The organism is Xanthomonas albilineans, from assembly GCF_009931595.1.
Taxonomy (GTDB): Bacteria; Pseudomonadota; Gammaproteobacteria; order Xanthomonadales; family Xanthomonadaceae; genus Xanthomonas_A; species Xanthomonas_A albilineans.
In genome coordinates this window covers 2,269,254-2,284,889 of record NZ_CP046570.1, presented here as the reverse complement: position 1 = coordinate 2,284,889, position 15,636 = coordinate 2,269,254, and the positions used below count along the sequence as shown (strand labels likewise).

The window sequence follows — 15,636 nt, the reverse complement described above, 5'->3', positions numbered from 1 at the left end:
GTCCGTCCGCTGTGCTCGGCCGTTACCGGCGGCGTTGTCATGCGCAGGGCGGCGCGACGCCGGTCGCGCCCTTCTTCTGTCCGCTGTGGTCCGCATTGCCGTGAAATTTTTCGTCTCCTGCGCCAAGGGTCTGGAATACCTGCTTGTCGATGAACTGCTTGCGTTTGGTGTAGCGCAGGCGACGGCCACCGTATCCGGGGTCAATGTCGAGGGCACGTTGCGCGATGCGCAGCGCGCAGTACTTTGGTCGCGTTTGGCCAGTCGTGTGCTGTGGCCGCTGCACGCCTTCGAGTGTCCCGACGAGGCGGCGCTGTACGCCGGCGTGGCCGTCGTGCCATGGTGCGAGCACCTAACGCCCGAGCACACCTTGGCCGTGGACGCGCATGTGTCCGGTGCCGGAATCACCCATGCGCGCTATGCGGCGCAACGGGTCAAGGACGCGGTGGTGGACACGCTGCGCAATGCCGGTTTGGAACGTCCGTCGGTGGATGTGGAGCATCCGGATCTGCGTTTGAACCTGTCGCTGCGCAAGGGGCGCGCCACCGTGTCGGTGGACCTGGGCGGCGGCTCGCTGCACCGGCGCGGCTGGCGCCAGGCGCAGAATGAGGCGCCGCTGAAAGAGAATCTGGCTGCGGCGTTGTTGTTGCGTGGACAATGGCCGGCGTTGTATGCGCAGGGTGGCTGTTTACTCGATCCGATGTGCGGTAGCGGTACGTTGCTGATCGAAGGGGCGCTGATGGCTGCCGATGTCGCTCCGGGCCTGTTGCGTGTTGCGTTGACCGCTGCGCGCCGCGGCGATGCGGTGCCCACGGCGTCCAGTGCCGCGCCGAGTCGCTGGCTTGGCTTCGACCTGACGGCATGGGACGAATTACTGGCGGAGGCGCGACAGCGCGAGGCCGCCGGCCGTGCTGCACTGCGTCCGGTGCTGTACGGTGGCGATATCGATCCACACGCGATTCGTGCCGCGCGCGAGAACGCGCAGGCGGCTGGAGTCGCCGTGGCAATCACGTTCGAGGTGCGCGACGTCGCCGATTTGCGTGCGCCTGTGTCGGCGCTGGGCGCTGTGGTTTGCAATCCGCCCTACGACGAACGCCTGGTTGCCGATGCCGCGCTGTATCGGCGCCTGGGCGAGGCGTTGAAGCGGGCGGTGCCGCAGTGGCGTGCCAGTGTGCTGTGCGGCAATGCGGATCTGGCCTATGCCACCGGCCTGCGTGCGGCAAAAAAATACCAGATGTTCAACGGTGCGCTGGAGTGCCCGTTGATCGTTTGCGATCCAATCGCGGTCGCGCCGCGTGCAAGTGCCGAGGCGTCGCACGCGCTCAGCGATGGGGCGCAGATGGTGGCGAACCGTCTGCGCAAGAACCTGCGCAAGTTCAAAAATTGGCGCATGCGCGAGCAGGTCGGTTGTTTTCGCGCATACGACGCGGATCTGCCCGAGTACGCGGCGGCGATCGATGTGTACCAGGAAGACGCTGGCCAGGCGCGCACGTTCTTGCATGTGCAGGAATATGCGGCGCCGGAGAATATTCCCGATGCCGACGTGCGCCGCCGTCGCAACGAACTGCTGGCCGCCGCGCGCGAGGTGTTCGCGGTGCCGGCCGAGCAAGTGGCGCTGAAGACGCGCGAGCGCGGTAAGGGCGGTAGCAAGTACGGCCGCTTCGAGCAGCGTGGCGAGTTCCTGGTGGTACGCGAACACGATGCGCTGCTGCGGGTCAACCTGTTCGATTATCTGGATACTGGGCTGTTCCTGGATCACCGCCCGTTGCGCGGCGCCATGGCACAGCAGGCGCGCGGTAAACGTTTCCTCAATCTGTTCTGCTACACGGGTGTGGCCAGTGTGCAGGCGGCGGTGGCCGGGGCCGATTCCACCACCAGCGTGGACTTGTCCGGCACCTACTTGCAGTGGTGTGCCGACAACCTGGCATTCAACGGCAAGGGGGGCGCTCAGCATCGTCTTGTGCAAGCCGATGCGCTGACCTGGTTGGAGGCGGAGAAGAACCGTTACGATGTGATTTTCTGCGATCCGCCGACCTTCTCCAACTCCGCGCGCGCGGAGGATTTCGACATCCAGCGCGAGCATGTGCGGTTGTTACGCGCAGCGGTAACGCGGCTCACGCCGGAGGGCGTGTTGTACTTTTCTAACAATTTCCGCCGGTTCAAGCTGGAGGAAAATGCGCTGGCCGCATTCGCCAGTTGCCAGGAGATCAGCGCGCAAACCATCGCGCCGGATTTCGAACGCAACCCGCGCATTCACCGCGCCTGGCGTCTGCAACGGCGTTGAATCCGGCGGCGTGGCCGCGTGTCAGCACGGCGTAGTCAGCGCTACCGGTGCGACGAGCGGATGCGGAGCGGCGGCGGTGTCCGGCTTGTGTTCGTTCCAGTGCTCCTGGATTTGCATGATCTGCGGCAGGATCGTGCCGAATAGCTGCACCAGACGCGGCTCGAATTGGTTGCCGGAGCGTTCTTGGAACAGGGCCATCACCTTGTCCAGCGACCAGGGTTGCTTGTACGCGCGGTGTGAGGTCAGCGCATCGAAGACGTCGGCGAGCGCGACGATTCTGGCCGATTCGGGAATATGTTCGCCGGAGAGGCCGGCCGGGTAGCCGCTGCCGTTCCAGTGTTCGTGGTGACACAGCGCGATCTCGGCGGCGAGCCGGAACAGCGGTGCGTTGCTACGGCTGAGGATGTCGTAGCCGATCTGTGGATGTTGTTTCATTACCTCCCATTCCTGGGGATCCAGCGGGCCGGGTTTTTTCAGCACGGCATCGGGAATGCCGATTTTGCCGGTGTCGTGCATCGGTGCGGCCTGTTCGAGTAGCTCGGCATCCTCGCGCGACCATCCGGCGGCCAGTGCCAGCGCCCGTGCGTAGGCGGCCATTCGCCAGATATGGTTGCCGGTGTCCGTATCGCTGTAGTGGCCGGCCATGCCCAGCATCTTGATCGCGTCGCGGTGGCTGTTGGCCAGGCTGGCGTCGCTGACCAGCGACAGGTGCGTGCGCACGCGCGCGCGCAGGATGCTGGGCGAGTACGGTTTTGTGATGTAATCGACGCCTCCGGCGTCGAAGCCGATGCTTTCGTCGGTTTCATTGTCCTTGGCGCTGACGAAGATGATCGGGATCGACGCACTACGCGGTTCTAGCTTGAGCGTGCGTGCGACGCTGTAGCCGTCCATGTCGGGCAGTTCGACGTCCAGCAGGATCAACGCAGGATGATGCTTGGCGACGCCGCTTAGCGCATCGGTGCCGTTCTTGGCGAAGACCAGCGTGTAGTCTTCGCGTAAGATCTGGCGGATCAGCGCCAGATTGCTGGCCTCGTCGTCGACGCAGAGTAGGGTTGGTTTGAACATGGGGTTCCTTGGCGGCGCGCAACGAGACCGCACCTGAAGTGCAGCTCAGGAACTAGCATCGGCCAACCATTGCCTGACTTTAGCCTCGGCTTCGCGGAAGGAAAAATTCTCTAAAAGTTGATTCAGTTCCGTGGCTCTGGGCTCTGACAGCCAGGGGGCTAGGCATTGGGTCGCATGCTCGATGCGGTCCAGATCGTCGCTGTCCAGTGCCTGCAGCAGCAACTGCCAGGTTTCCGGCGGCGCTGGCGGTGAGGCGGCGCTGGCGGTAGGCGGCGGTGCCGGTGCAGCCGCTGCTGCTGTCTCGGCGTCGATCGCGGCGACGAAGCGCCGCACTTCCGCGATAGTGGCTGCCATGGTCGTTGCCAATGCCGCGATTTCGGTATCGGCCTGTGTCGGGTCCGTGTACAGCCGTTCCTCGAGCACCCCGCTTGCGGCGGTCAAGGCTGGTAACGCCAGCGATCCTGCCGATCCGCGCAGTGTGTGCACGTGGAAGATGGCCTGCTCTAACATCTGATCATCCAGAAATGCTTGCACGCTTGCCGCTGGATCTGGATGTTCCTGCAGCAGTTTCAGCAGGTAGCGCTGGTAGGGCGCGCGTTCGCCCCAAAGCTGCTGCGCCTGGGCGATGTCGAGCAGTGCCGGATCGGCTGCTGGCCAGGTGACACTTGCAGCCGCTGGCGTCGGTTCAAGCGGTTGAGATGTCATGGGCATGGTAATGGGGAGGAATTGGCGGATGATCGCAATCAGGTTTTCGACCTGAAAAGGCTTGGCAATGAATCCGTTCATGCCGCTTGATAGAGCGAGTTCCTGTTGTTGACGGTAAGCGCCAGCGGTCAGTGCAATCACCGGCAGGGCAGCCAGACGCGGGTCTGCCCGTAATTGACGGGTGGCTTCGTAGCCATCCATGTTCGGCATCTGTACGTCCATCAGGATCACTTGGAAGCGGCTTGGCTCTTGCCGCAGCCGCTGCAGCGCTTGTTCGCCATCGTGGGCCAGTTCCACTATCGCGCCTTCGCCTTCGAGGATGCGTTGCGCCACCTCGCAGTTGATCTGGCTGTCGTCGACCACCAGCAGCTGCGCACCGGCCAGGCGTAAGGTGCTGTCGCCACAGAGCAGCGGAGTGGGGCCTTCGCCGCGGCGGCGCGCCAGTAGTGTGGCAATGGTTCTGTAGAGGGTGGGGGCGGTGACTGGTTTGGTCATGAGCGCATCCACGTCCACGTCGATTGCCCCCTGGTTGCGTTCTTCGAGCAGACGCCGTTCGTAAGCGCTGACCATGACAATGATCGGTTGCCGGTCCGAGGTCGTCTGCGCACGTATGCGGTGCGCCACGCTAAATCCGTCCAGATCGGGCATGCGCCAGTCCAGCAGGAGCACATCGAAGTCCTCGTGTTCCGGCGTGGCTGCGGCTGCGAGCGCGTCGGTGCCGTTGGCGACGGCCTCCACCTGCCAGCCGAAGCCGCTGACAATGGTGGTTAGGTTGCGCCGGGCCAGCTCATGGTCGTCGGCGATCAGCACTCTGGGCGGTTCGGATAGTTCCGGCTCGGCGGTCGGCGCTGGCAGCATCGCGAAGGTGATGGCGAAATAAAAATCGCTGCCACGATTGGGAGTGCTCTGCACCTCGAGCTGCCCGCCCATCAATTCCACCAGGCGTCGGCTGATGGTCAGGCCCAGGCCGCTGCCGCCGTAACGACGGCTGGTTGAGGTGTCTGCCTGCAGAAACGGCGAGAAGATCAGGCTCTGTTTTTCCCGAGGAATACCGATGCCGGTATCGCGCACCGAGAACATCAATTTGATCTTGCCCACCTCGGGGCTGGGGAAGGCGCGCACGGAGAGCGTCACTTCGCCCTGTTCGGTGAACTTGATGGCATTGCCGACCAGATTGACCAGTACTTGGTTGAGTCGCAGCGCATCGCCACGCAGCCAACGGCAACCTTTGGGCAACGGCTCGACGATCATCTCCACTGGTTTGGCGCTGATCGCCGTGGTCATCAGAGTGGCGATGTTTTCCAACAACTGGCTCAGGTCGAACGGTTCCGATTCCAGGTCGATACGCCCGGATTCGATCTTGGAGAAGTCGAGGATGTCGTTGATGATGTCCAGCAATGCGCGCGCGGAGATGTCGGTCTTCTGGATCATGTCCTTGGCTGCTTGCGGCAACTCGCTGTTTTGCAGCAGGTAGAGCATGCCCAGAATCGCATTCATCGGCGTACGGATTTCGTGACTCATATTGGCCAGGAAATCGCTCTTGGATTGATTAGCGGTCTCTGCCGCGTCGATTGCCAGGCGCAGCTCGCGCTCGCGGCGCATTTGCTCGGTGAGGTCGACGGCGATGCCCAGATAGCCGATCACTCGCTCGTCGTCGTCGCGCAACGTGCTCAGGGTGAGCAGCACCGGCAATGCGAGGCCATCTTTGTTCACGTAGGTCCATTCGCGGGTATCGCTGCGGCCCAGCGTGGACAATGCGGCGATGGATTCGAACGCGGGTTGCACCTTGATTCCGGACTGTATGGTCATGCGCTCGGCACGTTCGGCCAGTTGCTCCGGATCAAGGAATAAGCCGGTAGCTTTACGTCCGATCATCGCCTGCGCCGTATAGCCGAGCAGGGTTTCGGCGGCCGGATTGAATAGGGTGATGGTGCCTTCCGGGTCGGTGGCGATGATTGCATAGCCGGCATGGGCCAGGATCGCGCGCTGTAATGCCGAGTAGGTGACCAGTTCGCTGGTGCGCTGCGCGACCTGTTGTTCCAGTGTGGCGTTGAGCTCCAATACGCGCGCTTCGGCGCGCACCCGTTCGGTCACATCGTGCAACAGGTGCGAGTGGCCGATCGTGTTGCCGTCGACGTCGATGATGGGCGAGACGCTGGCTAGCACGTTGACTGTTTGGCCATTGCGATGATGCAGTTCGCGGACTTGCGTGTCGCCGTTGCTGGCATCGCGCAGGTGTGAGCCGAGCAGCGTGTGCAGCGGCTGGCCGATGGCCTGCGCCGCGGTGTAACCGAAGATGCGCGTGGCGGCGGGATTCCAATGGGTCACACGGCCCTGCAGGTCTTCTGCAACGATCGCCTCGCTGGTGCTGCCAACGAGTGCGGCCAATTGGCTTTGCTCGCGCAGGAACAGGTCGCGACGGTGGCGGTTGGTCAGGGACAGATACAGCAGCGCGGCCAGCAGCATGGAGACACCAGCGACCAGTCCGCCATCGAGCAGTGGCGAGGATTGGTTGAGCGAGCGCACGAAGCTCGGCGTGGCCTGCATGGTTAATCGCCATTGACGACCATACACGGGCAAACTGCGCACTGCGCGCAGGTTGGTGGCGCCCACCGCAGGGCTGGCGTGTCCGCTACTGTCGCCGCGATAGAACGGCTGGTCGGGCGACTGGCTGTCTGCCACTGTCAGGTACAGGTCGCTGCCGTGATAGGGCGAGGAGGCCAGCATCTCGGCAATGTTCAATGGCGCATAGGCCCAGCCCGTGGTGGCTTGCCAGCGCTGTTGCGGGGTCTCCAGTGGCATGCCTGCGCGGTAAATCGGCAACAGGAGCAGGAATTCGCTGTTGTCGTTGCTCGTGGTTTCGAACGGTTGGATCGGCGAGGTGATGGTCGAATTGCCCGAGTAAGCGGCGGCCAGCGCAGCGGCACGTTGTGCCGGTTCGGACGCGATATCGAAGCCTTGCGCGAAGTTGTTTTGCCCTGGCGGTTGGCTATACAGGATGACGAAGTGGTCGCCATCGTGCGGCGCCAATTCGCGGATCTGCAGCGCTGGCATGCCATCCTCGTGAGCTTCACTCAGGAATGCGGTTTCGTCGGCGCGCGCGACCCGGTGGATATAACCGAAGCCATGCACGCCTGGGAACTCACGTTTGTAATCGCGCGAGCCGCTGTAGCGCGCGAAACCCTCGGACGAAATGCGATCGTCACCGGCGACGATCACTGCGCCGCGCATGCCGAGCAGGCCGTGTTCGTAAACGTCCAGGTGCTGCCGCAGCTCTTCGGTGACATGGGTGGTGAGTTGCTGGAACCTGGTCTGGTCCTGCTGACGGTTATGTTTCTGCACGCTGTGCGCGACCAAAGCCGCGGCAACTAGGCCCGTGCCAAGCACGGCCAATGCGGCAAAACGCGCCGATCGTGTAGGGCCGGCGGTGAGTGTCCAGCGGTTATTCGGCATGCACTCCCTTTCCTCTGGTCAACGCTGGTGCGGCGTGAGCATCGGCATCCCCGTCGTCCGTGCGCGATGGCATTCATCCTGACCGTACAGGTCCGCACAACATGTGCGTCCAAGTTAGCGCGAACATTGCGACCGCACCAGCCCCCGTTGCTTGCGCGGGGAGCAACATCTGGACCTTTACGTAAGGAGTGTGACGGTGGCGTGTAGTATCACGCCGATCAGGCCGCCGACCAGGGTACCATTGAAGCGGATGTACTGCAGATCGCGGCCGACGCTCAGCTCCAATTGATCCACCAGGTGGCGCTCGTCCCATCCCTTGACGGTTTGCGCGATATGCGCGGTGACGCTGTTGCGCAGACGCTGGGTGAGTTGTTCGGCGCCGTCGAGCAGATGCTGGTTGAGTGCCTCGCGCAGCGCGCTGTCCTGAGCCAATGACTGGCCCAGCGTGCCCAGCGCGCTCCGCAAGTGTTGCGCCAGTGCGCCATCGTGACGCGATAGATCCTCGCGCAGGCTGGCATGGATCTGGCTCCACAGCCCTTGCACGTAGTCTTGCACGTCGGGGTGTTCGATCAGCCGCTGCTTGAGCGCCTGGACCTTGGCGGCGGTGGCCGGATCGGCGCGCAATTGCTGCACGTAGCCTCCTAGCCAGCGCTCGTAATCCTGGCGTAGCGGATGCTGCGGCTGCGACAGCACCTCCTGCAGTTCGTCCAGCAGCGCCTGCGCCAGGCGCTCGGCCAGGGTATCGGCGATGCCCTCCACCGGCTTCACCCATGCGACCGTGCCGACCAGCTTGGGCCATTCGCGTCGTGCGTATTTGACGATCATCGTCGACACGCGTTGTTTGACCTCGGCATCGTTCAGGTGGTCGCCGAGTCGGGTCAATGCTTCGTCTAGTAGTCTCTGATGGCGGCCGTCGGCGGTGAGCAGGCCGAGAATCTCGCCGACAGTGGCGGCGGCATCCCATTCGTGCAGGCGTGCCACCACGAAGTTGTGGATGCGGCGCCGCACTGCGGCTTCGTCGAGTAGGTTCAGCGCCTGTAACGCCCAGCCGCGGGCCAGCTCGGCCAGTTTGCCCGCCTGCTCCGGCTCGGCCAGCCAATGGCCTAGTCGCGCCGCAGGATCGAATACGGTGAGTTTGGCGAGCAGTGCGTCCGGCTCCAGGAAGTGATCGCGGACGAACACCGCAAGGCTGTCGGCAATGCGCGTCTTGCCGTGCGGGATGATGGCGGTGTGCGGAATCGGCAGACCCAATGGATGTCGAAATAGCGCCACCACCGCGAACCAGTCGGCCAGCGCGCCGACCGTGGCGGCTTCGAAGAACGCGCCGATCCAGGCCCAGGCGCCGTGCATACCCATGGCGTGGCTGAGCAGGAAACCGCATAGCATTGCCAGTAACAGCAATGTGGCCAGTCGTTTCATACGCCGCAACTGCGTATGGCGTGGATCGGGAGGCGATGGGAGATCGGAAGAGACGCTCATGCCGGGTCAGTGTACGCAGCGTAGGGTCAAGCTGGCTTCATTGCAGCACCCATTACCAGGCGGTGGAGTCGATTTGTGGACTCGCGATGCTCTTCGCTCGTGTGGCCTTCGATGCAATGGGGGCGCGTGTGCATATGCCGTCTTTGCGACAGGGAACAGTAGACAGATGCAGCGTCAGCCCAGTGCGTCCAGCGGACGCACGAACTCCAGGCCCAGTGCCTGCGCCACCGCGCGGTGGGTGAGCTTGCCAGCGTGCACGTTGAGGCCGTTGCGCAGGTCCTGATCCTCGCGCAAGGCCTGCACGCCGTGTTCGGCGAGCAGCAGCACGAACGGCAGCGTGGCGTTGGTCAGCGCGAAGGTGGAGGTGCGGGCGACGGCGCCTGGCATGTTGGCCACGCAATAGTGGACGATGCCATCGACCTTGTATGTCGGTTGCTCATGGGTGGTTGCATAGCTGGTCTCGAAGCAGCCGCCCTGGTCGATCGCCACATCCACCAGCACCGAGCCTGGCCGCAGCAGCGCCAGTTGCGCGCGCGAGACCAGTTTGGGCGCGGCAGCGCCGGGGATGAGCACCGCGCCGATCACCAGATCGGCATGCGGCAGGCAGTGTTCGATAGCGTCGTGGGTGGAGTACAGCGTGTTCAGTTGCTGACCGTAGAGTTCGTCCAGGTATTTGAGCCGTTCCAGTGAACGGTCCAGCACCGTCACTCGCGCGTGCAGGCCCATCGCCATGCGTGCGGCGTTGATTCCGACCACGCCGCCGCCGATCACCAGCACCTGCGCTGGCTTGACCCCGGGCACGCCGCCCAGCAGCACCCCGGAGCCGCCCTGGGCTTTTTCCAGCGCGTGCGCGCCGGCCTGGATCGCCATGCGCCCGGCGACCTCGCTCATCGGTGCCAGCAGCGGTAAACCGCCGTGACCATCGGTGACGGTCTCGTAGGCGATCGCGGTGCAGCCGGAGTGCAGTAGCGCGTCGGCCTGTCGCGGATCCGGCGCCAAGTGCAGATAGGTGAACAGCAGTTGCCCAGGGCGCAGTAGCGCGCATTCTTCTGGTTGCGGTTCCTTGACCTTGACGATCAAGTCGGCTTGGGCGAACACGCTAGCTGCGTCCTCGGCAAGGTGCGCGCCGGCGCGCTCGTACTCGGCATCGGTCAGGCCGATGCTCTGGCCGCCGCCACGCTGCACCAGGACGTGGTGTCCGTACAGCACCAACTCGCGGACTCCGGATGGGGTCAAGCCGATCCGGTACTCGTGGTTCTTGATCTCTTTCGGGACGCCGACCAGCATGAGCGGTTCTCCAGTTGGACGCAGCGTGTGGGGAGCGCGGGTGGATGGTTGGGTGGACAGTCAGAACGTGTTGCGGATCATCTCCGCCAGTACCGAAAACATGCGTTCGATGTGCGCGCGCTCGACGATCAGCGGCGGCGACAGCGCGATGGTGTCGCCGTTGACGCGGATCAGCAAGTCGCCCTCGTGGAAGCAGCGTTCGAAGATGTCGTAGGCACGCGCACCGGGCGCGCCCTCGCGCGGGGCCAGTTCGATCGCACCGATCAGGCCGAAGTTGCGGATGTCGATCACATGCGGCAGGCCGCGCAGTGCGTGGATCGCCTGTTCCCAGGCGGCACCCAGTTCGATCGCTTTGTCGAACAGGTTTTCTTCTGCATATGTCTCCAGTGTCGCCAATGCGGCAGCGCAGGCCAACGGATGGCCGGAGTAGGTGTAGCCGTGAAACAGATCGATGGCCGCTGCCGGGCCGTGCGTGAAGGCGTCGTGGATCGCATCCGACACGAACACGGCGCCCATCGGCACGCACCCGTTGGTCAGGCCTTTGGCGGTGGTGATCATGTCCGGTACCACGCCGAAGCGTTGCGCGGCGAACGCGTTGCCGATGCGGCCATAACCTGTGATGACCTCGTCGAAGATCAACACGATGCCATGTTTGTCGCACAACTCGCGGATGCGTTGCAGGTAACCCTGCGGTGGTAGCACCACTCCGGCCGAGCCGGAAATCGGTTCGATGATGAGCGCGGCGATGGTGGAGGCATCGTGTAGCGTGACTAGGCGTTCCAGGTCGTCGGCCAATTCGGCGCCGTGCGTCGGCAGACCGCGCGCGAATGCGTTGCGGCCGATGTCGAGCGTATGTCGCAGATGGTCCACGCCGGGCAGCAGCGGGCCGAACCCTTTGCGATTGTTCGGCAACCCGCCGACCGAGATACCACCGAAGCCGACCCCGTGATAGCCCTTTTCGCGACCGAGCAAGCGCGTACGCTGTCCCTCGCCACGGGCGCGGTGATATGCCAGTGCGATCTTCAACGCCGTATCCACAGATTCGGAGCCAGAGTTGGTGTAGAACACATGATTGAGTCCAGGCGGAGCCAATGCCACCAGTCGTTCTGCAAGCACGAACGGCAGTGGCGAGCCCATCTGGAAGGTCGGCGCGAAATCCAGCGTGGCGATCTGCCGGGCCACCGCCTCGACGATGCGTGGCCGCGCATGACCGGCGTTGCAACACCAAAGCCCGGCGGTGCCATCGAGGATCTGGCGTCCGTCCACGCTGCGGTAATACATGCCTTCTGCCGCGGCCAGCAGCCGCGGTCGTGCCTTGAACTGGCGATTGGCGGTGAATGGCATCCAGAACGCTTCTAAATTCAGAGGCATTTGTGTGGCGTCGTGGTCGGACAGTGCTTGAGGCGGGAGAGTGGACTGAGGATGCATCGCAGGCTCCATGCGAAGGACGTTGAAAAACTTTACCTCATGCCGGTACCGTAGGAGCGCACCAATTAGAACGGCTAATGAAACTGCTGCGTCGCCTCTGGACGTGCGGGAACAGTGCCCGGAATCCTCATATACACATCATGGGCAGTTCGTCAGTTGCGGCATCGGCCCTGTGGCGTAAGATCGCAAGTGCAGTGGGGAGGCTTGGTCAAAATCAAAAGGAGAGGTCACGCGCGATGAGCCAGGACACCGACGATCAAGACGATCACAGCGACAATCCCTATCGCCCGCGCAAACTCAAGGTGCGCGATCCGCTGCACGATCTGCAGCTGCTGCGCGATATGGCGATCATCAATGCGCGGGTGCGCGCCGAGCTGGGGCCGCTGCCACCCGGCGGATTGCCGGTGGAGCCCAAGCGTAAACCTGCGCGGCCACCGTACCTGCCTGCCGCCGTATCCGCGACCCATCCCCCCGAGGACGACCCGATGAAACTGCACCACATGGCCGCCACCGCCATCATGCCGCTGGCCCTGACCGCTGCGGGCTGCTCCAAAGGCATCGATGTCGGCAATGACGGCGCCACCGGCCACCTCAACCCGCACCCGGTCAAACGCTACGAAGTCATCGCCACCTCCCATGCGCCGGGGCCATGGGATACGATCAAGGCGTATATCGGGTATGACGTCATCAATGAGAAATGCGTGCCGATGATGCCGTTCGTTGGTGTACGACAGACGCCTAATACTGGTCTCGATGTTCCCATGACACAGGTGGACGATCACACGTGGAAGGGGTATTTTTATCGCGACGCCTTGCTGGACGAGGATTATTTCAAGCTTGGCGTGTGCCACTGGGATGCGACTAGCATAAGTGCCAATGCTGTCTCGCAAAGCATAAGATTTGGCTGGGGTGGCATGTTGGACGAACTCCTCAGTGGCAGCGCGGAGACTCGCTATTTCAAGAAAAGTGCTTACGGTGACATGTCTTTAGTTTCATCTGGTGCGCCAGACCTAGATCCTGCTGACGATGAAGTTATTAAACACCCGGATGCTTATTTTTCCGTCACCATCGCTGTCAAGGAAGCCAAGCCATGAAATCTACTGATCAAGCGGGTGCCGATGCGGCCATTGATTCTTATTTCAATCGTCTACATGGCGAAAATAAACAGCAAAGACAAGTGCGTCTAGACGGCAAGCCGTACCAAGTCTTTGGCTGCGCGAACGACCCGATTACAGGCTTTCACGCTACCGCTTATAAAAGTCTCGCGCAGCCGTATAACATCATCATCGCCTACCGTGACACCGACACGGATTTATTTACCGGTGAGACTAAGGCTGAAAAAGCGCAACATGCGCTCACCACACTCCAGGACATCGCCGTCGATGCCACGATGGTGCGCGATGCCGTCAATCCGCAAAAAGCTGCTGCCGATGCGTTCACGGCGCAGATGCTCGCCAAGGCCGCTGCACGAGGCATCCCCAAAGACCATGTGACCGTCGCCGGCCACTCCCTCGGCGGCGCACTGGCGCAGATTGAGGCGGCCAAATACGGCCTGGCCGGCTCCACCTACAACGCCTATGGCGCGAGGGGGCTGACCGATGGCACCCCGCAGCCCGGCTGTCACGTCACCAATTACCGCATGGCCGGCGATGTGGTGAGCGCGGCCAGTCCTCACGTCGGCAGCATGGTGCCGTTGGCCAGTCATGACGATGTGCAGAGCCTGCGCGCTGGCCGGTATCTGGATGCGCCCGTCGGTGCGCCGCCCCCGAATGTCCTGCTGGCGATGCGATTTGGCGACCACGGCGGTGCCCAGCACTTCGGCAGCCAAAGTCCGGACAACGTCCTGGCCCCGCATCATTTCAGCGAAGCGTCGCAGCGTTACGCGGACCATCAGAGTGCCTTCGAGCATTTCACCTGGGATGTGTCGCACGAACGTGCCGAACTGTCCCAGGCGCTACGCCAGATGCGCGCGCACCCTGACCAAACCCATCTGCCAGCGGATATCCAGCGGCAAGTGAACGAATACCTGGCGTTGAACTTGGACACGCCGCTGCGCGAGGCCATCGAACATAACGCGCACGTGCAGAGTACAGCACACAGTTTGCACGATGCCGGCGATGCCGCGCGCTCGGTTGGCCATGCTGTACACGACGTGGACGAGCGCATGGCCTCGGCGGCGCATCGGGCGGGCGTCGCGGCTTTCCCATTGAACCCCACGGCGTCGCTGGTCGGCTTGGCGGCGGGCGAAGCAGCGCATCTGCACGGGCGAGTTGCAGATGCTGCGGGCCGCTATGTCGGCGATCAATTCGAGTGGGCGAAAAACGCCGTCGAACAGGGGGCGCACCATGTTGCCGAAGCGGCACAGCGGGCCATCCATGATCCTGACGTCCAGGCGGCAGGGACCAACGTCGTGAATCAGGCGGTCGATCTCTATCATGGCGCGCAGTCCGCCGCACATTCATCCGCCGGACAGGCCGCTGGGCAAGCATACGACGGGATCAAAAACATCGTCTCGCCCGGCATCGAGGTGGTCGAGCACGCAGCCGGGCAAGCCTACGACACGCTGACGCATCCGGGACAGTGGTTCCAGCAGAGCGTACCAGCCGCGTCCATCCCTCCCACATCGACGAACCCGGATACGTCTTCCTCCTCTTCATCATCATCCGCTGCCGCGTCCATGCCGCCGCCGGCCATGGACAGGCACACGGGCCAGCAGGAAGACCACGCCTTCCAGCAGCGCCAGGAACACATACGGCAGGCGCAGCAGCAGGCAGTGCAACTGGCGCAAGCACACCGGCAGACACAACAGCCACCGGCTCACAGCAACCCGGCCCATGAAAAACCGGCCGGCGTGGACATGCAGGAACAGGCGCGGATCGCGCAACTGCAGCAGCAGGAACAGCAAGCGCAGGCAGCGCGCGAGCAACAACACCGCCTCGCGCAGCAACACGTGCAGTTGCACCGCCAAGCCATGGATGCGCAGCAACGCGAACACGAACAGCGCCACAGCCAAGATCCCCGGTCGCATCAACACGAACAGCGCCAAGCTGGCGAGACGATGTTGTACACCCCGCCGACGCGCCCACCGCGTTCGGATGAGCATCTCCAAGACTTCCGTCACCCGGACCACCCGCTCCACGCACGCTATACCCTGTTCAAGGACGCCCTCGCGCAGTCCCACGCCGTACCCAGGAATGGCGACAAATTACCCTACGGCCCGGAGCAGCAGGAACGACTGGCTGCCGCGTTCACCAATACCCTGGGCATCGATAAGAATTTCGAACACAGCATCAAAGGCTTCAAGCAACACGAAGGCCAATTGCTGGCCTACGAAAATCCGTTCTCGGTGTACGAGAAGAACAAAGTGCTGCGGATCGATCCCGAGCATGCGTTGGCGCAATCGCCCGAGCAGCATGCCGCCACCTGGCGTGCACGGGAAGCGACCCATGCACCGGCGCCGCCAAGCCGCGCCATCGCCCCTGTGGCGATCACCGCCGAGGATATGCGCCATCCTGCGCATCCGAGTCATGCGCTGTTCGAACAGGCGCGCGATGCCATCGCCGATGCGCATGAACGCTGGGGTCGTCCCGTGCCGGATGCGGAGCAGTTGGACCGCCATGCGGCACAAGTCGTCGTGGAGACGCGCAAGTTTGGCCATACCGAAGTTGACAAGATCTACCTGGGCCTGCCGCAAGGTCATACGACTCAGACGCCGAATTACGCGGCGAAATCCCACGGACAGATATGGGCAAGAGTCGATGCGCTGCAACTGACGCAAGCGCCGGACGTGGCCCAGGCCAGCCAGCAATTGCAGACGGTGGAGCAGCAGAACCTCGCCGAGCAGGCGATGCAGGCCCAGCGCGCGGCGCAGATGCAAGGGCAGGGGCTGGTCATGAAGCTGTAGGTGGTAATCGAAGCACCTCCCCAGCGCAGCCTTG

8 protein-coding genes are annotated in these 15,636 nt (G+C 63.1%); 3 read left to right on the top strand and 5 right to left on the bottom strand.

What is annotated here, in order from left to right; genetic code table 11:
- Positions 1-100: 100 nt before the first annotated feature.
- On the top strand, positions 101-2,281 hold the full coding sequence (gene rlmKL, locus XaFJ1_RS09525) for a bifunctional 23S rRNA (guanine(2069)-N(7))-methyltransferase RlmK/23S rRNA (guanine(2445)-N(2))-methyltransferase RlmL (protein WP_012916462.1): 2,181 nt from the start codon (positions 101-103) through the stop codon (positions 2,279-2,281).
- 21 nt (positions 2,282-2,302) lie between these two features.
- Here rlmKL and XaFJ1_RS09520 read toward each other — a convergent pair whose 3' ends face one another.
- From XaFJ1_RS09520 to aptA, 5 genes are all read right to left on the bottom strand, one after another.
- Complete coding sequence (locus XaFJ1_RS09520; RefSeq protein ID WP_012916461.1) at positions 2,303-3,346, bottom strand: response regulator; 1,044 nt, start codon at positions 3,344-3,346, stop codon at positions 2,303-2,305.
- A gap of 45 nt (positions 3,347-3,391) precedes the next feature.
- Entirely contained in the window at positions 3,392-7,504 is a 4,113-nt protein-coding gene (locus XaFJ1_RS09515; RefSeq protein WP_012916460.1) for a CHASE domain-containing hybrid sensor histidine kinase/response regulator, read from the bottom strand.
- Between the two features lie 177 nt (positions 7,505-7,681).
- Positions 7,682-8,983, bottom strand: coding sequence for a DUF445 domain-containing protein (locus XaFJ1_RS09510; protein WP_230596774.1), 1,302 nt, complete (start codon positions 8,981-8,983; stop codon positions 7,682-7,684).
- Between the two features lie 174 nt (positions 8,984-9,157).
- Positions 9,158-10,270: an alanine dehydrogenase gene (gene ald, locus XaFJ1_RS09505; RefSeq protein WP_012916458.1), complete on the bottom strand. Its 1,113-nt coding sequence runs from the start codon at positions 10,268-10,270 to the stop codon at positions 9,158-9,160.
- A 60-nt stretch (positions 10,271-10,330) separates the two neighbouring features.
- Positions 10,331-11,710 (bottom strand): omega-aminotransferase AptA, encoded by a 1,380-nt coding sequence (gene aptA, locus XaFJ1_RS09500; protein ID WP_161525172.1) that lies wholly within the window; start codon positions 11,708-11,710, stop codon positions 10,331-10,333.
- Between the two features lie 224 nt (positions 11,711-11,934).
- On the opposite strand from aptA, the gene XaFJ1_RS15900 reads away from it, so the two are divergent.
- A complete protein-coding gene (locus XaFJ1_RS15900) occupies positions 11,935-12,792 on the top strand; it encodes a hypothetical protein (RefSeq protein WP_012916456.1) in 858 nt (285 codons plus the stop codon).
- Complete coding sequence (locus XaFJ1_RS16185) at positions 12,789-15,602, top strand: XVIPCD domain-containing protein (RefSeq protein ID WP_012916455.1); 2,814 nt, start codon at positions 12,789-12,791, stop codon at positions 15,600-15,602. The genes XaFJ1_RS15900 and XaFJ1_RS16185 overlap by 4 nt, the downstream gene beginning before the upstream one ends.
- The last annotated feature ends 34 nt before the right edge of the window (positions 15,603-15,636 follow it).